This is a genomic window from Algibacter sp. L3A6 (genome assembly GCF_009796825.1).
In the GTDB taxonomy this organism is placed as follows: domain Bacteria; phylum Bacteroidota; class Bacteroidia; order Flavobacteriales; family Flavobacteriaceae; genus Algibacter.
On record NZ_CP047030.1, the window covers coordinates 1,378,268 to 1,400,098 of the forward strand.

Genomic DNA, 21,831 nt, shown 5'->3' on the forward strand with positions numbered 1-21,831 from the left:
GGCGTTTTTTATTTATAAAATCATTAAATTTGCGCACATTTTGAACAGGTCATGATAGATAAAATTAAAGAACTTATTAACGAAGCTGAATCTTTTAAAGCACAATCGAAAGACGAGGTAGAAGCATTTAGAATAAAATATTTAGGTAAAAAAGGGTTATTAAACGACTTTTTTGCAGAGTTTAAAAATGTGGCAAACGACCAAAAAAAAGAATTTGGCCAAACCATAAATAAACTTAAAAAAACAGCTGAGGATAAAGTAAACGCTCTAAAAGCAGAACTTGAAAGCACCGAAGAAGTAAAAGGTATTTACGGCGATTTATCTAGACCGGGAGCACCAGTTCAAATAGGTGCACGCCACCCTATTTCTATCGTAAAAAATCAAATTATAGATATCTTTTCTCGCATTGGATTTAATGTAAGTGAAGGTCCAGAAATAGAAGACGATTGGCACAACTTTACAGCATTAAACTTGCCAGAATACCATCCGGCTCGTGATATGCAGGATACATTTTTTATTCAAACCGATCCGGATATTTTATTACGCACGCACACCAGCTCGGTACAAGTACGTTATATGGAAAACAATACACCACCAATTAGAACTATTTCTCCTGGTCGTGTATACAGAAACGAAGCTATTTCTGCGCGTTCTCATTGTTTTTTCCACCAATTAGAAGGCTTATATATTGATAAAGATGTAAGCTTTGCTGATTTAAAACAAACACTACAACATTTTACAAGTGAGATGTTTGGGAAAAGCGAAATTCGTTTACGTCCATCATACTTTCCGTTTACAGAACCAAGTGCAGAAATTGATGTATACTGGGGTTTAGAAACAGAAACAGATTATAAAATAACAAAAGGAACAGGTTGGTTAGAAATTGGAGGTTGCGGCATGGTAGATCCAAACGTTTTAGAAAACTGTAAAATTGATTCTACTGAATATTCTGGTTTTGCTTTTGGTGTTGGAATAGACCGAATTGCAATGCTACTGCACCAAATTGGTGATATTCGTTTATTAAGTGAAAATGATGTACGTTTCTTAGAGCAATTTAAGAGCGCTTTATAATAAACAAGATATTTTAAAACATAAAAAAGCCTATAAATTTAAATTTATAGGCTTTTTTATGCTCGGTTTTTATTACTTAAAATTAACCGTATACTCATCTACTATTTCTAGTTCAGTACGAAATGAAAGCACTTTATCAGCAAATTTCTTAAGCCCTTCCATTCTAAATTTATCGGCATCGTCTCGGTAATAAGCATCTAAAGCTTCACGAGAATACGATCGGTATTGCACCGAGTAAGTTACACCCTCAATATCTTCTTCTACCAAAACTTTACTAAGCGTTGCCTTTTCAAACTTGCCTGTTCCTAAAACTTGCGGAATATGCTCTTTTATCCAGATTAACCATTCAGCTTCTATAAACTCGTCGATGTTTGAAGTTACGTTATATATTATCATAGTTTCTATTTAAAGCCGCAAAATTAAAGCTCCTAGTTACAATACCCAAATTACTCTTGGTTTATTGTTAAAATCGCGTAGATTAAGCTTTGAGATTAGTTTATAGCATCGCCACGTAAAGCTCTAAATTTCTTTCGTGCTTCAACAAAATAAATACTATCGGGATGGTTAAAAATAATCTCTTCGTAAAGCGGCTTGGCGTTATCCGGCTGCTCTAAGTAATTCATGTACAATTCAGCCAATTTAAATAAGGCATTATCAATTAAAATACCTTCTCCATAATTTTCAATTATAGATTTATAGTTACTCTCAGCTTTTTCAAATTGTTGTTTTCCTTCAAATAATTCTGCCTGCTTGTACAAAGCCTGAGCAATTATAGGCTCCGTTTTATGCGCAGCCAAAACCTCGCTTAACAAACTAATAGCTTCATCATTTCTATTCTGAAAGGCCAATAAATCGGCTTTAGCATAGAGTTTTAGCGCAGTTTGTAGAGAATCTTCATATTTATTATCTGTTATTAACAGCTTCAAGTCTAATGCATCATTAGCGATTAATTGCGATGTTGATGCTTTTAAAATTTTTAATTGAGATTCTGCCCACTTAAAATCACCTTTATAATAACTTGTTTTTGCAACTTTGTACCTGGCTTCTTGAGATATTTCACTGTTTTTTAAGCTTCGTTGAATTTGCGTATAATAAATTAAAGCTTGATTAAATTTTTCTTGAAGCACCAATATATCACCCAATTCCAACTTCACCTCAGCCTTCTGAAATTCTGTTAAAGATAGTTTTAAAGACTTTTCTAAAAAGGAAGTCGCCTTAGTTGTTTCATTCTTATAAAATGCTAAAAAATGCGCGTAAGCAATTTGAAGTTTTAAGGTTTGAGAAACCGAACCAAACTCTTCAAACAACTCTAAATACTTAGCCTCAATAGCTTCGTAATTTTCTTTAGAACTTACTTTCTCTTCTAGTTGTAATAAATGGTAATTTGCCGACACCTGTGTGCCAGCATCTTGAGCTTTTTCTATAAGGTATGTGTAAATTTCTTTAGCCGTTTCGTATGCTTTTTCGTTGGTTGCAATTACCGCCAAATCGGCTATTCTGTTTAAACTTTCTGGCTGACGATTAAAAATGGCCTTTTCTTGAACAAATGCTTTTTTAATATCTTTTTGCTGCACAAACAACCAACTTAATAGCTCGTTCCATAACAAATCTGGAGTTTGCTGTGCTTTTTTTAATAAAATTTTTCGGAATAATATATTGTTCTCATTGTCACTATTTTCACTTATAAAATCGTTGATAGACCGTTTGATGTTATTTACAGTAAACGGATTAGCCTCAACATAATCTATATAACTGGTAAACATTTTTTCAACTTTACCTTGCTCTCCATACAACTGAGCCAATTGTAAATCAAAATTATATTTAGGGTTTGAAGCCGTACCTTTTTCATAAGCCAAAATAGCTTCATCTAGCAAACTATGATTTTGAAATACCTTTGCTACAGAAAACACATTACTAGCCCGTAAATCGATACTTTCTAAAGCTTTATTATACTGAAGCCTTGCATTTACGGTATCTTTTTGCAACTGAAAATTATAGCCTAAATCGACTAAAAATCCAGAATACGCAATATCTTTCATCACCTCTAACAAAAAAGCTTCTGCTTCTGCATATTGCTCTAATTGCTGATGCGTTTCTACAATAGCATTTATATTTGTTAAGCTTGTTGATGGCCCTTCATAGATTTTTTTATACTCAGCTAAAGCCTTTTTAAAGTCACCGTTTTTAAAATACTCCCTCGCTAAAATATCAGATTGCGAAAAAATATTCGTGCTTATAAACAAACATAGTATTAAAAAAATTCTCATGTTGTAAATATAACAAATGTGCTTTTGTGTTATTGTTATCCTGGGTGTTTTTTATGTTAGGCTTGCAATACGCAGAACACCAAACCCTATAACATAAAAAAAGCACCCTAAAAAAGGGTGCTTACATTATATAACATAGATAAAATAATTATTGATTCATTTTTTTCATGGCATCAATAAAATCATCTAAATCTGTACCGCTATTAACTAAAGTTAATGCTTTATCCACAATATACTTTACATTATCAGCATGAAAACCAAGCCCTAAAGCTATTTTTCTAAGTAAAATCTCTTCGTGATCGCCCTTAATATGATCCACATAAACCATACGTGCTAAATCATACAAACGCTCTAAACGACGATCGTAAGATGTTGGAGGGTTAATTGGGTGCGATTTATAATCCTCTAATATCAAATTAAAGTCACCTTCACCAATATCCAAATTACGAGCTAATCGCTCTAAAAACGCTTGTTCCTCAACTGTAATCACGCCGTCATCCATTGCAATTCTTACAATTGCAGCAAAATGATCCTCATTACGCTTTTTAAAACCACTATCAAATAAATCTGAAAACGACATATCTTTTTTCTTTTTTAAGTGATGCAAACCTACATATTTTTTTTAATATTATAAACCGAAATTTCAAATATTTGGGCCTTACCACAAGGGTCGGGCTTTCGGCAGTCGCTCTCTTCGAGGAGCTTCAACAAACGCCTCAATCCCTAACGCAGCAATCGCTACTTAAAAAACAATGTAAATTTACTAGAAATAGCAGGCTTACTTTTTATAAAACCTTTGCTCTACTTAGGTATAGTAAAGAAAAATGTGGTGCCTTTATGCACTTCAGATTCAAACCAAATTTGCCCACCTAAAGACTCAACTATTTTTTTACAAAAAGACAAACCAATACCTGTTCCCTCATATTCTTCACGAGAATGCAGCCTCTGGAAAATAGAGAAAACTTTACTTTTATGCTTTTGAGAAATACCAATGCCATTATCTGCTACCTCAAATTGCCAAAAGTTTTTATTCTGTGGGCCATAAATAACGGTTTTAAAACTAATAACTACCTTAGGATCTACATCTGCTTTTTTAAACTTAATAGCATTATTTATTAAATTCTGAAAAACCCCTCTAAGCTCAACCTTACTGCCCAAAACAGTCGGTAAATTTCCGTAGGTTACTTTGGCATTAAAGCGCGTAATAGCATTCGAAATATCCAACGTTATTTCTCCTAGCAAATCATTACAATCAATCTCAGTTTTCTCTTTAGATTTACCTAATTTAGAATACTCCAGCAAATCGTCTATCTGGGTTCGCATCCGTTCGCTAGATTTATCTATAAACTCCATGCTCATCATCGCATCATCATCGAGTTTTTCTTTATAATCATCTTTTAACAAAGCAATAAGCCCAGAAATGGTTGCCAAAGGCTCTTTTAAATCATGACTTGTAATGTATGCAAACTCTTCTAATTCTTTATTCTTAGAAGCTAACGTAAAAGACTGGCTATATATCGTGTTGTTCTTCTCCTTTAAAACAGTATTTAATCGCTTTGTACCATAGTAATTTCTCAATATCACCCAAACCAATATTACAGCAAAAAGCACCAATGCTAATAAAAGGTAATTAATTGTACGCTGTGTATTCAGTTTTTTATTAATTTCTTTAGCTTTCAACTCCTTATCAAGTATATCTTCTCTTTGTTGAACAAGAATAATGTTCTGCTTTTCTATCTCACTATTACTCAGCGCAATTTGTTCTTGCTTGTTTTTAAGCGAATCTACCTGCTTTAAAATACGTTGCTCTAGCTCGCTTTCGATAATTAATTTATCGGAATATTTTTTCTTTTGAAGTTCAGAAAGCGATATAAGTTCCTTAATTTCATTCTCTTGATTTTCTAAAGATTTATTTTTATTTTTTAATAAATTTTCTTTATCGCCTATAGCTTGTTTTTGGCCTTTAATCTCCTCATCTTTAAACTTAATACTACCTTCTACTTCAGATAATTTATCTTTGGTTTCAGCTAGAGTATTTTCAGCGTTTTGGAACAACTGTTTCCATTTTTCTATAGACGAAATAGCATTTTCACGAAGATTATAGTGTGCTGCAATATTACTGCGTCGCATAAGTTTCTCGTTAATTTCATATTGAAAATCATTACCAACATTAACAATATTAATCATAGAAGAATTATAAGGATAATTCTCCGTAATAAGTAAAGTATTACTGCTCGATATTTTATTTAAAACATACGAAATATCAAAATTCTTATCATAATTAGTGTAAACAACATCTACGTTTTCAATATCTTTTACACTACTAAAACTAACCACTTTAACTGGCTTATTTTTAATTTGCCTTTTTTGCGCTAAGCTTTTTAAATCTATAATAGTGCGGTCTTTACCCAAAACCCCAATAACAAAATTTGGGTCTGCATGCGTATCACCATAAAGTGTTTGTTCTGCAACATTGAATATAACAATAGCGCGCTTAACTCGTTTTACCTGCTCGTTATCTGTGTTTTGGGCATATGCTTGCATAGCCATTAGGCACAACAGCATTAAAGCATATTTTATTAAAACATTAGATTTCATAACATTATAAACGTAACAATATTTTAGCAAATACGTTGGCGCCATTTACACCAAATTGCTGCACACGCCTACTGTAAACCAAACTTCCATTTACCGTATTAGCCGAGTGTGTGTGCTTGTTTGGGTATACATCAAAAATATTATTACACCCAACTGTTGCTTGTAGCCAATTCTCGTAATTATACGTTACATACAAATCGGTTACAAACTTTGGATCGAATTTTTGATCACGAGTTTCAACATTACCAGTAAACTCATTAAGCTCCCAATTATTTGAATCACCATCATCTGGGTGAATATACATTACGCTCCCAAAATAAGTACCCACTAAATTGAATTTAAAATCATTAATTTCATAATTCAAATACGAGTTCACCTTCACTTTTGGTTGAGCAGACTCTATTCTAGAACGCTCTTCTCTGTTAAATAAAGATTCAATATCACTGTCTACAATATTACTTCTATTTACTTTAGTCACTTTGGTTTCAGTAAAATTAGCCGAAACCTTTCCGCTTAATTTACCTGCTCCTATTTGATTTTTGTAATGGAAAGACATTTCTACACCATTAGTTCTAGAATCTATCGCATTGGCAAAAAACTGAGCAGCCGTAACATTAAATGGCGCCAACAAATCTTCGTACCCCTCATCAAACTGTCCTGACAGCACAATTCGATCTTCAATATTGATATTATAATAATCAAAAGAAAGCGTGTATTTATTTTCTATTTTAGTACTTAGACCAAGGCTAAAATGTTTTGATAATTCTGGTTTAAGCTTGCTTACCTCAAAAGCATCGGTTACCAAAGTACTTTCATGGTTAAACGTACCGACCTGACTAATATCCCCATCAAAAAACTGTGTGCTAATTTTTTGAAAAAACACTTGGTGCATAGATGGCGCTCTAAAACCTGTAGAATAACTAGACCTCAACGCAGTCTTTTTACCAAACTTATATCGCGCAGAAAGTTTCCAAAGCGAGTTTTCTCCAAAATCGTTGTTAGACTCATATCGAAACGCTCCTTTTATAAGCATCGGTTTAATAGGCTTCAATTCAACATCTACATATCCTGAAGCATTAGAACGGTAACGAATAAGTTCATCTTGTGGTTGTATACCAGGAAATACTTGAGCACCTATAATTTTAGGTCTTAATTCTCCATTTTCATCTTCATACATTACATCACCATTAATATACGAATCTTCTTCTCCAGAAATAATCTCGTAACGTTCCACACGTAGTTCACCTCCAAAGGCCAAGTTAAGGCCTTGCATAACATCAAAAGGCCTACTAAAATCTAAGTTAGTAGTGTTAAGTTCGTATTGATAGCCTCCAGATTTAAATGTTCTAGGTGAAATAACACCAAGAGATGCATTGTTAGAATTATTTACCGTAAAATCGATACTATTAGATCCCATGGAATGACTAAAATCTATATCCCAACCATTTTTTTCGCCTCGAATCCCGAAGGTAACAGCATCATCTTGAATGTTTGTTAATATTTCTGGTGAAAACCCATTTGGATGAAGTTCTTCTACAACACGATCGGTTTCTCCAGGAAAACGATAAAACCCTTTTGAAGTTCCTTCTCTAGAATTACGACCACCAAAAAAGTAAAGATTAGCCTTATCAAAAAGTGATAATTCACCATTAAATGCCAAAGCCGAGTTTCTAGTTGCAGCACTACCAACTTCCATCACTTGTTGATTTTTATAACCGGTTTGAGAGAAAAAATCGTTGTCTTCTATCAATTGGTTATCTAAAACATCATCATTATCAACATAAACATTTCCGGTATAGTTGCCTGCTCTATTTGTAGCTCCTCTATCTCTAAACTCTCCGGTAATATTTATAAAACCTGTATTACCTATTTTTAAACCAAAATTCCCGCTAAAATAATGGTTCACACCATCTTTTTCTGTATTGATTTTAGTTCCTGTATCAATATCGATAACATCGGTTTGTTTCTTTAAAACAATATTAATAACTCCTGCAATAGCATCAGATCCGTACTGAGAAGTTGCGCCATCCCTCAAAATTTCAATATGATCGATAGAAGATACCGGTATCGCATTAAAATCCGTACCCACACTACCTCTACCAATAGTATTATTTACATTTAGCATAGACGATGTATGGCGACGCTTTCCGTTTATTAAAACCAAAAGTTGATCTGGTCCTAAACCTCGTAAAGTTGCCGGATCGATATGGTCTGTTCCATCGGAAACCGTTTGTTGTGTAGAATGAAATGATGGCACTAAAAACTGTAACAATTCACCTAATTCAAAATGAGATGAATTACTTATTTCTTCGGGTGTTATAATCTCAATAGGTACTGTAGTCTCTAAAGCAGATTGTGGTTTAGAACGCGTCCCTAAAGACACGGGTTCATCTGCAGAAAACCCCGTTTCTAAACGGAAATCAGTAGTAAAACTATCTCCAACCTTTAGCGAGACGGACTTACTTTTACTATTATACATGATGAAAGATGCTGTTATAACATAATCTCCTTCTTCAAGTTCTAGTTTAAAATCACCGTTTATGTTGGTAGTTGTTTGTACCTCGTAACCTTCAACACTAATTAAAGCTCCTGGCAAAGCACCAAAAGCATCCGAAACATTCCCTTGTACGGAAGCTCTATTTTGCGCACAAATAGTAATGCTAGCAAATAAGCATATTAATAGAATTATTCTTTTTTCCATGTGGACTACTTCTCAAAATTCAAAGCTTCATCTAAAAGGGTTACAGACAATGGTTTGTTAATATAACCATTTATAAAGCAAGAAGCCTTTGCTTTTTCTTGATCATTTGGGTTGGATGATGTGGTTAGCATAATAATCTTAATGCTAGAAGTAAATTCTTTATCTAATTTACTATATTCTTCTATAAACTCCCAACCATTCATTGCAGGCATATTAATATCAAGAAAAATAACCTCCGGTTTTTCAACTAAACCATCCATCGCTTTTTGTAGATAAGCCAACGCATCAGCTCCACTATTCACAGACCGTATAGAATTAAATGTGTTATGTTTTTTTACTATTTTTTCGTTATAAAAATTAGTAAACTTATCATCATCGATAAGCAGCGTAGATTGGTAAGGGACCATTGAGAGTTTTTTGCTATTTTTTTTTGAAAATTCTCATCTTATTCAGATAAAAAATGCAAATTACTCAATATGCCCTTAACTTTCTAAAGATTTCATTAAAAAATACAAAAGAGTCTAATTTTAAAAACATATTAAAACCTATCTTTGCACTCGTAAAACCCTAATTACGTGAGTAAATCTATCCTCTCGCAAACATATTTACAGACTTTGCAAAAGCAGAATCTGCAAAATGCTGTTGCCAAAAGTGAAAACAAAATACATCTTACCGGCTTAGTAGGCTCTTCGCTATCTTTTATAATATCAAGTATTTTCAAGGAATCGAACAAACCTTTTCTTATTGTTTTTGATGATAAAGAAGAAGCCGCTTTTTATCTAAACGATTTAGAGCAACTTTGCAATGATAAAGACGTATTATTCTACCCAGGAAGCTATCGCAGACCCTACGAAATAGAAGAAACCGATAACGCCAACGTACTTTTACGCGCCGAAGTTTTAAACCGTATAAACTCGCAAAAAAAACCGGCCATAATTGTTACTTATCCCGATGCCCTTTTTGAGCAAGTAGTTACCAGAAAAGAGCTAGAACGCAATACTTTAAAAGTAGCAGTAAACGATAATTTATCAATCAATTTTGTAAACGAAGTTCTTTTTGAATATCAATTTAAACGTGTAGACTTTGTTACCGAACCTGGTGAATTCTCGGTACGAGGTGGTATTATTGATGTGTTTTCGTTTTCTAATGATGAGCCTTATCGTATTGAGTTTTTTGGAGATGAAGTTGATAGCATTAGAACTTTTGATGTAGAAACACAGCTTTCCATAGATCAAATAAAAAAGATAAACATTATTCCAAACGTTGCCAATAAACTTTTAGAAGAAAAAAGACAAAGTTTCCTAAAATACGTTGCACAGAAAACAGTAGTTTGCTTAAAAAATGCGGACTTACTTTTTTCTAGAATCGATGATTTTTACAACAAAGCAGAAATCGCTTATAGAAATTTATCTTCGGAAATAAAACAAGCCCAACCAAACGAGCTTTTTTGTAATTCAACCTTATTAAAAAAGCAATTACTCGATTTTTCAATTATTGAATTTGGTAGCACGTCTATAATGACGAAAATTGGTAGCGTTGTACAAAAAGTAGAATTCAAAACCACACCGCAACCATCTTTTAATAAGAAATTCGATTTATTAATTGAAGACTTAAACAGCAACCACAACAAAGGCTACACCAATTATATTGCTTGTGTAAGCGAACAGCAGGCCAAACGTTTTCATGATATTTTTGACGATGTTGAAGGCGAGGTATCTTACCAAACTATTGTGCTTTCACTACACCAAGGTTTTATAGATCACGATACAAAAATAGTTTGCTATACAGACCATCAAATTTTTGAACGTTACCATAAGTTTAATGTTAAAAACGGTTACGCAAAAAAGCAAGCCATTACTTTAAAAGAGCTTACAAACCTAGATATTGGCGATTATGTAACGCATATAGACCATGGTATTGGACGTTTTGGTGGACTTCAAAAAATTGATGTTGAAGGTAAAAAACAAGAAGCCATTAAATTGGTTTATGGAGAGCGCGATGTACTGTATTTAAGCATACATTCCCTACATAAAATTACTAAATTTAACGGTAAAGACGGAAAACCGCCTAAAATTTACAAACTAGGCAGCACAGCCTGGAAAACCTTAAAACAAAAAACTAAAGCACGTGTTAAGCACGTTGCTTTCAACTTAATAAAACTTTACGCTAAGCGGAAAACAGAAAAAGGCTATCAATACAATCCTGATAGTTATATGCAACACGAACTGGAAGCTTCTTTTATTTATGAAGATACCCCAGACCAAAGTAGTGCCACCGCAGATATAAAAGTCGATATGGAAAGTGAACGCCCGATGGATCGTTTAGTATGTGGCGATGTTGGCTTTGGTAAAACGGAAGTAGCTATTCGTGCCGCTTTTAAAGCCGTAGACAACGGCAAACAAGTGGCCGTTTTAGTACCAACAACCATTTTAGCTTATCAGCATGCCAAAACATTTCGCGAGCGTTTAAAAGACTTCCCTGTAACAGTAGATTATGTTAACCGTTTTAGAACAGCAAAAGAAAAACGCACCACTCTAGAAGGTTTAGAAAAAGGTAGTGTAGATATTATTATCGGCACACACCAACTTGTAAATAAAAACGTGAAATTTAAAGATCTTGGTTTATTAATTGTAGATGAAGAACAAAAATTTGGCGTTGCTGTAAAAGAAAAACTAAAAACACTGAAAGACAATGTTGATGTATTAACATTAACAGCAACACCTATACCACGTACTTTACAATTTAGCTTAATGGCTGCCCGAGATTTATCGGTTATTACAACACCCCCACCAAACCGATACCCTATTGAAAGTAACGTAATTCGTTTTAATGAAGAAGATATTCGTGATGCGGTGAGTTATGAAATTGAACGCGGCGGACAAATTTTCTTCATTCATAATAGAATAGAAAACATAAAAGAAGTTGCTGGCCTTATTCAGCGTTTAGTTCCTGATGCTAAAATCGGTATTGGTCATGGACAATTAGACGGTAAAAAGCTGGAACAACTTATGCTATCTTTTATGGATGGCGAGTTTGATGTTCTGGTAAGTACAACCATAATTGAAAGTGGTTTAGATGTACCAAATGCCAACACCATTTTTATAAACAATGCCAATAATTTTGGTTTAAGTGATTTACACCAAATGCGTGGTCGTGTAGGTCGAAGCAATAAAAAAGCCTTTTGCTATTTTATTACGCCAGAATATTCTGCAATGACCGACGATGCCAGAAAACGTATTACCGCATTAGAGCAATTTACAGAGCTTGGTAGCGGATTTAATATAGCCATGAAAGATTTAGAAATTCGTGGTGCCGGAGATTTATTAGGCGGAGAACAAAGTGGCTTTATAAATGAAATAGGGTTTGATACCTATCAAAAAATATTAAGCGAAGCCATAGAAGAACTTAAAGAAAACGAGTTTAAGGATTTATATGATGAACCTGAAGAAGATCGCGTTTACGTTAAAGACGTTACTATCGACACCGATTTCGAACTTCTTTTCCCAGACGATTATGTAAATAACATCGCAGAAAGATTAAGCTTATATACACAGCTAAATAATTTGAAAACCGAAGCTGAATTGCATACTTTTGAAACAGAATTAGTCGATCGTTTTGGAGAATTACCAATACAAGTGACCGATTTATTAAATAGTGTCCAAATAAAGTGGTTAGCAACCAAAATTGGTTTCGAAAAAGTAGTGATGAAACAAGGTAAACTTATTGGTTATTTCATTAACGACCAACAAAGTAACTTTTACCAAAGCTCTGGTTTTACTAAAGTTTTACAATTTGTTCAAAAAAACCCAGGAGCAGGTAAAATAAAAGAAAAACAAACCCGAAACGGATTAAGATTAATGCTAACTTTCGACAAAATAAAAACTGTAAAACAAGCACTAAGCGCTTTACAACCTATTGTGGCTTAATTCTTGTTTCATTTAAATTAAAATATATCATATCTTCAATAAGAAGAAAACAAATACATCCAAAACCGTGAAACGCTTATTATTTCTTATTACCCTCATACCAAGTATTTTATTAGCACAACACAGTATTAAAGGCACGTTCTCACCTGCCAAAGAATACAATTTTGCTCTACTTTACAAGGTAACCCCAACCTTATCGGAATATATTTCTAATACCGAAATAGATAAAGAAACTGGTGGTTTCGAGTTTCAACTCGATTCTACAAGAACAAAAGGTATGTATCGCGTAGTTTACGCTATACCTCAAGAAGATTATAATTTCGATATTATTTATAACGGAAAAGAAGATATTGAATTAACCTTTAACTCTGAAACTGGTGTTACTTTCAAAAAATCTTCCGAGAACAAATTATTAGCATCTTACACCAATAGCATGTCTATGGTTACACAAAGTATTGGGAATTATTTTAGAGAAGAAAGCAAAAACACCAAAGCTTTAAAGTCAATATTTAAAACGCAACAAGAAACACAAGAAAACTTTGAGAAAGCAGCAGAAGGTATGATGGCTTTAGATTTTATAAAAGCCAACCAACCTTATGTTCCAACCGATTTCGAAGATTTAAAAACGTATATAAACAACTTAAGACTGCACTATTTCGACCATATAAATTTTAACAGTAAAGCATTACAGAGCTCTAATTTTTTAGAAGAAAAAATGCTGAATTATGTTTTTGGAATGTCTTCTGAAATTGAAGATGAAGCTACAGTTTACAAGAATAACATTGATATTTTTCATGACGTTTTAAAAACAACACCACAAGGTGTAAAACGTATTTTATTAGTCGATTTATGGCAACAAATGGCAGACTTAGGTTTTGAGTCGGTTGCTAACTATATTTCAGATAAATATTTAATGCCGGTTGCAAAATCGTTAAATGATAAAGATTTAATCGATGGACTAACTCTATTTAAAAACACATCAATAGGTAGAAAAGCGCCAGATTTCACATTAGAAATAAAGAAAGATAAAGCCTTAGTTAAAACACAATTAAGCGCACTAAACGTAGCAAAAAAATATATTGTGGTTTTCTGGAGTAGCACATGCTCGCATTGTTTAGATGAAATTCCTCAATTACACAGTTTCGTGAATACTTTAGAAAAAGGCGACGTAAAAGTAATTGCTGTAGGCTTAGAAGATGATCCGTATAAATGGAAAGACCTAACCTATACTTACACTAGTTTTATTCATGTTTATGGTGAAGGCCGTTGGGAAAACAAAATTGGAAACGATTATGGCGTAACATCAACACCAACATATTTCATTTTAGATAAAGACAAAAAATTCATTTCAAAACCAGAAGATTTTAAAGCTTTAAAAGCATTTTTTGGAGAAGAAGCTGAGGAAGAATAAATCAGCTTTTAAAAGTGGTAAAAAGCACCTTCTAAGTGCTCAATACTGAAATCTTTTCCTTGCTTTACAATAGCAACAACATCAAAACGAACTTCTACATCGAGATCGTTTGCAATCACGTATGCATCAATAGCTTTTACTAAACGTTGAATCTGTTTTGGTTTTACAAAATCTTGAGGATTTCCGAAGTTATTAGTAGATCTTGTTTTAACTTCTACAACCGCCAGAACATCTTCTTTTTTCGCAATAATATCAACTTCCGCCTTTTGGTATCGGTAATTACGCGCCACAATAGCGTATCCGTTTTTCAACAGAAAATCGACAGCTAACTGCTCTCCTTTTTTACCGAGTTCGTTGTGTTTTGCCATGGCATCAAAGTTTATTTATCCTCTAAACAAGAAGAAATCATCTTTCATATCTTCAATTTGAGCATCTTCATTAGTGATAATATAATCAATTGCTTTAGATGTAAAAGCATCACCTTTTTCTGTTAAGGAAACAATATTTTTTTCAAACTGAATCATATTGTTTTTAAGCGCCAAATCTAATACCGTTTTAGAACGTACTTTTTGCCAATTAATATGTTCGTTAAGGTGATTTACGTGGCGTTCGCGCGCTTCAGTATGGTTTTTTAAATGGAGTAGAAACGTTAATAACGATACTTCTGTACGCTGTTGCTTTTCTCTATAAATTACAGCAATAACACCTTTACTTGGCGCAAATAAATAAACAGCCAAAAATAGTAAACCAAGCATAGTGGTTATCGATCCTGCAATGGAAGCATCAAGAAAATGCGCTAACCAATATCCAGAAATCGCACTAAAAACACCAAAACAAATCGCTAAAACAAGCATGCGTTTTAAATTATTAGTCAGTAAATAAGCCGTAGCCGCAGGAGAAATCATAAGTGCAACTACTAAAATAGCTCCAACGGCATCGAACGCTCCAACGGTGGTTATAGACGATACCGTCATTAATCCATAATGTATAACTGCCGGAGAAAACCCTAACGACGCCGCTAAGCCTGCATCAAAAGTGCTTACTTTTAATTCTTTAAAAAAAGCAACCAACAAAGCAATGGTTATTAACAGAATAACACCAATAACCCATAAAGATTTTGGTCCAACATCGACACCCGAAACTATAAATCTATCAAAAGGTGTAAAGGCAAGTTCGCCAAGTAAAACGGCATCAATATCCAAGTGAATATCATTAGCGTTTTTAGCAATCATAATAACACCGATACTAAACAAAATAGGGAATACTAAACCAATAGCGGTATCTTCTTTTACTAACCCAGTTTTTTGAATATACTCTACCAGAACAACTGTAATAATACCTGTTAAAGCCGCTAACAATATAAGCAATGGGGAATTTAAATCTTGTGTAATAAAAAATCCAATAACAATTCCTGGTAAAATAGAATGACTAATAGCATCGCTAATCATAGCCATTTTTCTAAGCACCAAAAACGTTCCAGGAATGGCACATGCAATAGCAACCAAACTAGCAATAAGCTGTATTTCAATTTGTGCGTTACTCATCATTATTGTTTTGTTGATTATACAAATTGGATGCTGTTTTATATCCTTCTTCCGTTAAGCTCCATTTTTTTCCTTTAAGGGTAACGTAATGTTTATCGACTAATTTCTGGAGCGTTCCTTTTGTATAACCTTGAAAATTATTTAAAATTTTAATGGTATGCGGATGGGAGATATTATCATGCGTTTCCGCGATATGAAACATGAAAGCTAATGTTTTATGAAGCTCTAAATCTCGACGGTTTTTAATAAATCGAATTTGTTTAAAAAGCAATCCACGACTTGGAGAAAATATAAACGACACCAAAACAAAAACACCTGCAACAATAACAATGACTGGCCCTGTAGATAAATTGTTTTGACTAGAACTAATAGCCGTTCCAAAAACCCCTGAAAAAGCACCAAAAAGAGCAGCTAAAAACACCATAAGCCCTAAGCTATTTGTCCATTGGCGTGCAGCAGCAGCAGGTGCTAAAAGCATAGCACTCATAAGTACAACACCAACCGTTTGCAAGCCTAAAACAATTGCTAAAACAATAAAGGTTGTAATTAATATATCGATAAACTTGGTATTAAAACCAAGTGTTTTAGTGTAATCGGCATCGAAAAGTAGTATTTTAAACTCTTTCCAAAAGAGTAATAAAACAAATAAACACACACCGGTTACAATAGCCATTAACCAAACATCGCTCTCTACTAAAGTTGCTGCCTGACCAAATAAATACTTATCTAAACCAGCCTGATTAGCATTAGGTTGTTTTTGAATAAAAGTTAAAAGCAACATACCGAAACCAAAAAATAAGGATAAAATTAAGCCTAAAGCTGTATCGGATTTTAAATGTGTTTTCTTGATAATACTTCTAATCCAAAAAGTTCCCAAAAGCCCGCTAACCAAAGCACCTAAAAGCAATACATTACTATTCTTTGCGCCTGTAATTAAAAAAGCAATCGCAATACCCGGCAAAGCAGCATGAGAAATAGCATCGCCCAAAAGACTCTGTTTTCTTAAAACAGCAAAGCTACCAAGCATCCCAGTAACAGCGCCAAGAATAGCTGTACCAAGCGTTATGGTTCTAAGTGTATAATCTGTAAAGACTAGATTAAAATATTCTGTTATATCCATTTCTATTATATTGAACGCGTTGTTTTTTGTTGCAACAAGCCTTATAAACTATAATTATTCCTGAATACTCACTTTATAATTTATACCGTAGGTTTTAGTTAAATTATCGTCGTTAAAAATATCCTTAACGGGACCCGTGGCAATTTTTTTCACGTTTAAAAAGGTAACCCAATCGAAATACTCAGGAACAGTTTGCAAATCGTGGTGCACTACAACTACCGTTTTCCCAGCTTTTCGAAGTTCTTTCAAAATATTGATTATCGCAATTTCGGTAGTAGCATCTACACCTTGAAACGGCTCGTCCATAAAATAGATCGATGCGTTTTGCACCAAAGCACGTGCTAAAAATATACGTTGTTGTTGCCCTCCAGAAAGCTGACTAATTTGCCTGTTTTTAAAAGCAAGCATACCAACTTTTTCCAACGCTTCTAAAGATTCTTTTTTTTCTTTTAGACCAGGACGTTTAATCCAACCTAAACTTCCATAAGTCCCCATAGTCACAACATCTAAGGCCGTAGTAGGGAAATCCCAATCTACACTTCCTTTTTGTGGCACATAGGCTACTAAATGACGTTGTTTTTCATAGCTCTTGCCAAAAATAGATACACTACCTGCAATAGGTTTTAAAATCCCTAAAATAGATTTTATAAGCGTCGATTTCCCTGCTCCATTTGGCCCCACAATAGCCATAAGCACACCTTCGGGAATTTCTAAATCAATATCCCAAAGTACGGGTTTATAGTTATAAGCCACCGTTAAATCGTCAACCTGAACTGCTATATTTTTTTTCATGTATTTTCAATTTTATAATAATCACTCCATGATCTAAATCGACCCACAAACATTTTTAGGTAATTTTCTGTGAGGAAAATATTAGACCAATCGAATCGTTGAGCCTGAACGCCAAGATAGAACACAAAAACCGCAAGTCCAGCTTTTGGCAATAATTGTAATTCTTTTTCTGGTATTACATTTACGTTCTGATAGCCTTTTAAAAAGCTTTCCTTTTTTGCTTCGTATTCTTTTTTATCAATTTCTATATGAAACAATTGTTTACAAAAGTAACCAATATCCAAAATTTGTGATCCGTTGCCACAAAAATCAAAATCGAAAATGGTTATCTCAGTTTGGTTTGCAATACTCATATTATCATACCAAATATCTAAATGCACCACACCTTTTCGGGTGTTTTCAAACTCGGCATCTTCAAAAAACCCTTCTATAGATTTCACAAATTCCACCTCTGGTAAAGTCTCTGAAAAGTATGATTTTAATTTTTGATATGGTAATTCTAAAAGTGATTTTTTGTTATAAGTAATCCGCTCGATAATTTGGTCTTGGCTGGCATGGTGTATTTTACCCATTAATTCGCCGATAGCGTAACACATATCTGTATTTAAAAATCGAATTTTATCGCCTTCCGCAAAAGAAAACAGTACAGCATAACGAATACCTTCGGGTGCTTTTACAGTTTGTATATATGTTTGGTTTTTATCTAAAACCGGCACAGAAACACCTAAACCGTTACTTTTTAGTTTATTTAAAAGCGTTAGCTCTTCGGTTATTTCGGTTTTAGAACGCCAATTGTAACAGTAAACCCGAAGTACATATTTTGTTTTTCCGTTGGAAATAAAATAGGTGTGATTCATTCCTGTTCTAAACAACGTGCACACGTAGCTCTTATCTAGCTCGTATTGTTCTTTTGCAAATTCCCCAAGAGCTTCCGCAGATATGGTTGATGTTGTAACAGGAAATGTATTCATGTTTTTTTTACGGTTTTGAGCCTATGTATAAACTTTACTGATTTCTTTTCTAAATTACTTCTTACACTAGCTTTCGCAGATGATTTAGCCCTGATAGCAGCGGCATCCTTTTTTTTTGAAAACTCACTTTACTGTATGCACCAACTCTAATTTAACAACTTTATCAAAGCTGTTAAAAGTAGCTTTCACTAAAAAAAGATATAGCGAATAGCAGGATTAGCTTCTAATAAAAACTTATTCTAACGCGTTAACTATGGTGTTTACATTATACTTAAACATGCCGATATAAGTACCTTCGGGTGTTCCTGTAGTACCCAGCGCATCAGAATAAAGCGACCCACCAATATCGACGTTATGATCTTTAGAGTTTACTGCAGCCTGCAGCGCCTCAATGGTACGTTTAGGCACCGAACTTTCTATAAAAATGGCTTTAATTTTATTTTCTATAATAAAGGCAGACAGGTTTTGAACATCTTGCACACCGGCTTCGGTTGCTGTTGAAATACCTTGCAGTCCGCGTACTTGAAAACCATAGGCTTTACCAAAATAATTAAAGGCATCGTGTGCGGTTACTAAAATGCGTTTGTCTTTTGGAAGCGTTTCGATAGTACTTTTTAAAGTAGTTTGTAACGCTTTTAACTCCACGATATACTTAGCGCTATTGGCTTGAAATAGATCTTTTTTCTCAGGAAGCGCTTCGGATAATTTATCGGCTACAAATTGGGTAATCAAAATCCAATATTCGGTATTAAACCAAATGTGTGGATCGTAATTTGATGCAAAATACTCTGAACCAATTAGTGTTTTTTCGTCGATAGCATCGGAAAGTGCCACCGTTTTAATGTTTCGCATTTTTTCGAAAATCTCTACGAGCTTACCTTCTAAGTGCAGACCATTGTAAAAAATAATATCGGCACCAGACAACTTACTTACATCGCCTTCACTGGCTTTATAAAGGTGCGGATCTACACCGCTCCCCATTAACCCTTGTACATTTACCTCATCGCCAGCTACGTTTTTAACCAAATCGGTTATCATGGATGTGGTGGTAACAATATTTAGTTTTTGGTTGGCTTTTTTATCTGTTTTGCAGCTAAAAATAATTAAGCTAACAAAAACTATGTAGATGTATTTTTTCATGAATTTTAATTTTTGTGAAATTACTAAAAAGCAATTAATTATTTCAATGAATATCTTAAACCTAAAAAGGCTCTAATTCCTTGGTTTGGTGCGTAAACATAAGTTGGATCGAAAGTTAGTCCGTAAGGATTATCTGGAGTAACTTGTGCGTTGCCATTGTTATCGAAAGTAACGTCTTTATCGAACGGATCGTTTGCGCGAGCAATAATAAACGGATTACCTTTATTTGGCGTCCAGTTTAATAGGTTTTTAACACCACCATAAATTTCTAAATTTTCAAGACCATCGAAGGTTAATTGTATATTTTGAATACTCCAAACAGGTGAATTTTCACTTCTAGGATCTAAATCGCTCAATAAAGGCAATCGCATAGGGCCATAAATATTACCAGTATAATCTACCGACAGGTTGTATTTGTAATTTTTATAGGTTGCCGCCCAGGTTCCGGTAAAACGCTCAGTAAGTATTTGGCGTTCTTTTATACCATTTTCTGTTTGCGACACATCTTGAAATGTACCACCAACAAGAAGTTTAACACCGCTTGTTACTATAGCATCTAAATTAACACTTACTCCTTTTGTTACTGCTTTACCATCTAAATTATCGTATATAATTTGATTTGGATTAGTATCATAATCTGGTAAAATTAAGTTTGAAAAATGAGTATACCATGTCGAAATATCCAACCCAATAATAGACCCAGATTTTGTGTAGAATTTTTTAAGATAATTCAGGTTTATATTAACAGAGCGTTCTGGTTTTAATGCTTCGGCAATTACAACATCTCTGGCTCCGGTAAGTGCAGCATGCTCTTCAGTAAAAATATTAACAACTCTAAAACCTGTTCCGGCATTTACTCTAAAAACATCATCGGGTGTTGGTTTAAATTTATACGCAATTCGTGGCGTGAATATATTACCGTGTCTTTTATCGTAATCGTAACGCGCACCTAACAGTAAAGTGTTTTTTTTGCTTATTTTTATTTCATCTTGCGCAAAAACAGAAGGTATAACCACCTCATCGGCACCTAATGTTGCAGGTGTACTATCGTTATAATAATTATATCTAGCCGCTGCTCCAAAAAGTAAATCGTGGTTTTTAAGAGATTTATCCCAAGTAAATTGTCCGAAACCTATTTTTTGTTGCGCTAAAAACGCTGTATCACCATAAACGGAATTTTGGTCGTGATCTGTATATGAAAATTGAAACATCACCTTTTCCTTAATTGGTAATTGATATTTACCTAAAAGCTCCCCGCGCTTGGTATAAATACTTTCTCCGTAGATTTCATTTCCGCCTCTATAATCGGAATTCCATTGCATCTCCCCGCCCCATCGATCTTCATAAAAAACACGGCCAGCCAAAGATAAAACTCTGTTTTCTTTACGTTTAAAATTCCATTTTTGGAAAACGGATATTCTATTCTGAAGCGTTAAATCTGTAAAATCATCACCATTATTATCTATAGGATTATTGTAGTTAAAGTAGTTAACACCAAAAAGTAAGTTGGCTTTTTTTCCTACCCTAGTATTAAAACCTAAATCTAAATTAACCTCTCCCCAACCTGTTACGTAGCTATCCGCAAAGAAGCGCGGTGCATTTTCGGGTAACTTAGTAATAATATTAATTAAGCCTCCAACAGCTTCACTTCCATAAAGAGATGATGCAGGACCTTTTACAATTTCAATTTGTTCTATTAAAGAATTTGGAATTCCAGATAAACCATAAACCGTAGAAAGCCCACTTACAATTGGCATACCATCTATTAAAACTAAAGTATATGGCCCTTCTAAACCATTGATATGAATATCTCCCGTATTACAAACATTGCAATTTATTTGAGGGCGCACACCATTTACGTTTTGCAACGCTTCGAAAATATTTGGCGTCGGATTCTTCTTTAAAAAAGTAGTAGAATACACTTCTACAGGCACCGGACTATCTAATCTAGAAACAGCTTTTAGCGTTCCTGTTACTACAACCTCATCTAATAATTCAGATTCCGGCAAGTTAAAATTGATAGTTACATCTTTTGATTCAGATACTGTTATGCTTCTTTTTTGCGTTTGATAACCTGTAAACGAGGCGATGATAGTATATTTTCCCGGTGCAACATTTTTAAAGCTAAACATACCGTTATCATTAGAAACCGCACCTTTTTGAGTTCCTTTTAAATATACGTTTACATACGGTAATGCATCGCCATTTGTAGATGTTTTACCTGTTATGGTTTGTGCCCTTACCACATAACTTAACAAACATAAAATTACAAGTATTAGATTCCTCATGT

16 protein-coding genes are annotated in these 21,831 nt (G+C 34.0%); 3 read left to right on the top strand and 13 right to left on the bottom strand.

Annotation, left to right across the window (positions count from 1 at the left end):
* Positions 1–51 precede the first annotated feature (51 nt).
* A complete protein-coding gene (gene pheS, locus GQR98_RS05755) occupies positions 52–1,071 on the top strand; it encodes a phenylalanine--tRNA ligase subunit alpha (RefSeq protein ID WP_159018672.1) in 1,020 nt (339 codons plus the stop codon).
* 72 nt (positions 1,072–1,143) lie between these two features.
* On the opposite strand, the gene GQR98_RS05760 is transcribed toward pheS, so the two are convergent.
* The 6 genes from GQR98_RS05760 to GQR98_RS05785 form a co-directional block, all read right to left on the bottom strand.
* Positions 1,144–1,467 (bottom strand): DUF4286 family protein, encoded by a 324-nt coding sequence (locus tag GQR98_RS05760; RefSeq protein ID WP_159018673.1) that lies wholly within the window; start codon positions 1,465–1,467, stop codon positions 1,144–1,146.
* Between the two features lie 95 nt (positions 1,468–1,562).
* Positions 1,563–3,338, bottom strand: a complete 1,776-nt coding sequence (locus tag GQR98_RS05765; protein ID WP_159018674.1) for a tetratricopeptide repeat protein — start codon at positions 3,336–3,338, stop codon at positions 1,563–1,565.
* A gap of 148 nt (positions 3,339–3,486) precedes the next feature.
* The gene (locus tag GQR98_RS05770) at positions 3,487–3,918 is read right to left on the bottom strand and encodes a TerB family tellurite resistance protein (RefSeq protein WP_042496118.1); all 432 of its coding nucleotides are present in this window, start codon (positions 3,916–3,918) and stop codon (positions 3,487–3,489) included.
* A 221-nt stretch (positions 3,919–4,139) separates the two neighbouring features.
* On the bottom strand, positions 4,140–5,903 hold the full coding sequence (locus GQR98_RS05775; RefSeq protein WP_159018675.1) for a YfiR/HmsC family protein: 1,764 nt from the start codon (positions 5,901–5,903) through the stop codon (positions 4,140–4,142).
* A gap of 37 nt (positions 5,904–5,940) precedes the next feature.
* Positions 5,941–8,637 carry a TonB-dependent receptor domain-containing protein gene (locus tag GQR98_RS05780; protein ID WP_159018676.1) on the bottom strand — a complete coding sequence of 899 codons (2,697 nt, stop codon included), beginning with the start codon at positions 8,635–8,637 and terminating at the stop codon, positions 5,941–5,943.
* A 5-nt stretch (positions 8,638–8,642) separates the two neighbouring features.
* Positions 8,643–9,044, bottom strand: a complete 402-nt coding sequence (locus GQR98_RS05785) for a response regulator (protein ID WP_159018677.1) — start codon at positions 9,042–9,044, stop codon at positions 8,643–8,645.
* A gap of 168 nt (positions 9,045–9,212) precedes the next feature.
* Between GQR98_RS05785 and mfd the strand changes: the two genes are divergently transcribed.
* Entirely contained in the window at positions 9,213–12,563 is a 3,351-nt protein-coding gene (mfd, locus tag GQR98_RS05790) for a transcription-repair coupling factor (protein ID WP_159018678.1), read from the top strand.
* Between the two features lie 67 nt (positions 12,564–12,630).
* Positions 12,631–13,974 carry a TlpA family protein disulfide reductase gene (locus GQR98_RS05795; RefSeq protein ID WP_159018679.1) on the top strand — a complete coding sequence of 448 codons (1,344 nt, stop codon included), beginning with the start codon at positions 12,631–12,633 and terminating at the stop codon, positions 13,972–13,974.
* Between the two features lie 8 nt (positions 13,975–13,982).
* On the opposite strand, the gene GQR98_RS05800 is transcribed toward GQR98_RS05795, so the two are convergent.
* The 7 genes from GQR98_RS05800 to GQR98_RS05830 form a co-directional block, all read right to left on the bottom strand.
* Positions 13,983–14,342 (bottom strand): YraN family protein, encoded by a 360-nt coding sequence (locus GQR98_RS05800; protein ID WP_074936693.1) that lies wholly within the window; start codon positions 14,340–14,342, stop codon positions 13,983–13,985.
* 15 nt (positions 14,343–14,357) lie between these two features.
* Positions 14,358–15,518, bottom strand: coding sequence for a metal ABC transporter permease (locus GQR98_RS05805; RefSeq protein ID WP_159018680.1), 1,161 nt, complete (start codon positions 15,516–15,518; stop codon positions 14,358–14,360).
* A complete protein-coding gene (locus GQR98_RS05810) occupies positions 15,511–16,638 on the bottom strand; it encodes a metal ABC transporter permease (protein ID WP_159018681.1) in 1,128 nt (375 codons plus the stop codon). Before GQR98_RS05810 ends, GQR98_RS05805 begins: the two co-directional genes overlap by 8 nt.
* 54 nt (positions 16,639–16,692) lie before the next feature.
* The gene (locus GQR98_RS05815) at positions 16,693–17,430 is read right to left on the bottom strand and encodes a metal ABC transporter ATP-binding protein (protein ID WP_159018682.1); all 738 of its coding nucleotides are present in this window, start codon (positions 17,428–17,430) and stop codon (positions 16,693–16,695) included.
* The gene (locus tag GQR98_RS05820) at positions 17,427–18,401 is read right to left on the bottom strand and encodes a phosphotransferase (protein ID WP_159018683.1); all 975 of its coding nucleotides are present in this window, start codon (positions 18,399–18,401) and stop codon (positions 17,427–17,429) included. The genes GQR98_RS05815 and GQR98_RS05820 overlap by 4 nt, the downstream gene beginning before the upstream one ends.
* Positions 18,402–18,635: 234 nt before the next feature.
* Complete coding sequence (locus GQR98_RS05825; protein ID WP_159018684.1) at positions 18,636–19,541, bottom strand: metal ABC transporter solute-binding protein, Zn/Mn family; 906 nt, start codon at positions 19,539–19,541, stop codon at positions 18,636–18,638.
* Between the two features lie 38 nt (positions 19,542–19,579).
* Positions 19,580–21,829 (bottom strand): TonB-dependent receptor, encoded by a 2,250-nt coding sequence (locus GQR98_RS05830; protein WP_159018685.1) that lies wholly within the window; start codon positions 21,827–21,829, stop codon positions 19,580–19,582.
* Positions 21,830–21,831 lie beyond the last annotated feature (2 nt).

Bases quoted from the DNA above. Each gene is read 5' to 3' on its own strand.
- pheS (WP_159018672.1), top strand. From the start codon at position 52: ATGATAGATAAAATTAAAGAACTTATTAACGAAGCTGAATCTTTTAAA.
- GQR98_RS05760 (WP_159018673.1), bottom strand. From the start codon at position 1,467: ATGATAATATATAACGTAACTTCAAACATCGACGAGTTTATAGAAGCT.
- GQR98_RS05765 (WP_159018674.1), bottom strand. From the start codon at position 3,338: ATGAGAATTTTTTTAATACTATGTTTGTTTATAAGCACGAATATTTTT.
- GQR98_RS05770 (WP_042496118.1), bottom strand. From the start codon at position 3,918: ATGTCGTTTTCAGATTTATTTGATAGTGGTTTTAAAAAGCGTAATGAG.
- GQR98_RS05775 (WP_159018675.1), bottom strand. From the start codon at position 5,903: ATGCTGTTGTGCCTAATGGCTATGCAAGCATATGCCCAAAACACAGAT.
- GQR98_RS05780 (WP_159018676.1), bottom strand. From the start codon at position 8,637: ATGGAAAAAAGAATAATTCTATTAATATGCTTATTTGCTAGCATTACT.
- GQR98_RS05785 (WP_159018677.1), bottom strand. From the start codon at position 9,044: ATGGTCCCTTACCAATCTACGCTGCTTATCGATGATGATAAGTTTACT.
- GQR98_RS05800 (WP_074936693.1), bottom strand. From the start codon at position 14,342: ATGGCAAAACACAACGAACTCGGTAAAAAAGGAGAGCAGTTAGCTGTC.
- GQR98_RS05805 (WP_159018680.1), bottom strand. From the start codon at position 15,518: ATGAGTAACGCACAAATTGAAATACAGCTTATTGCTAGTTTGGTTGCT.
- GQR98_RS05810 (WP_159018681.1), bottom strand. From the start codon at position 16,638: ATGGATATAACAGAATATTTTAATCTAGTCTTTACAGATTATACACTT.
- GQR98_RS05815 (WP_159018682.1), bottom strand. From the start codon at position 17,430: ATGAAAAAAAATATAGCAGTTCAGGTTGACGATTTAACGGTGGCTTAT.
- GQR98_RS05820 (WP_159018683.1), bottom strand. From the start codon at position 18,401: ATGAATACATTTCCTGTTACAACATCAACCATATCTGCGGAAGCTCTT.
- GQR98_RS05825 (WP_159018684.1), bottom strand. From the start codon at position 19,541: ATGAAAAAATACATCTACATAGTTTTTGTTAGCTTAATTATTTTTAGC.
- GQR98_RS05830 (WP_159018685.1), bottom strand. From the start codon at position 21,829: ATGAGGAATCTAATACTTGTAATTTTATGTTTGTTAAGTTATGTGGTA.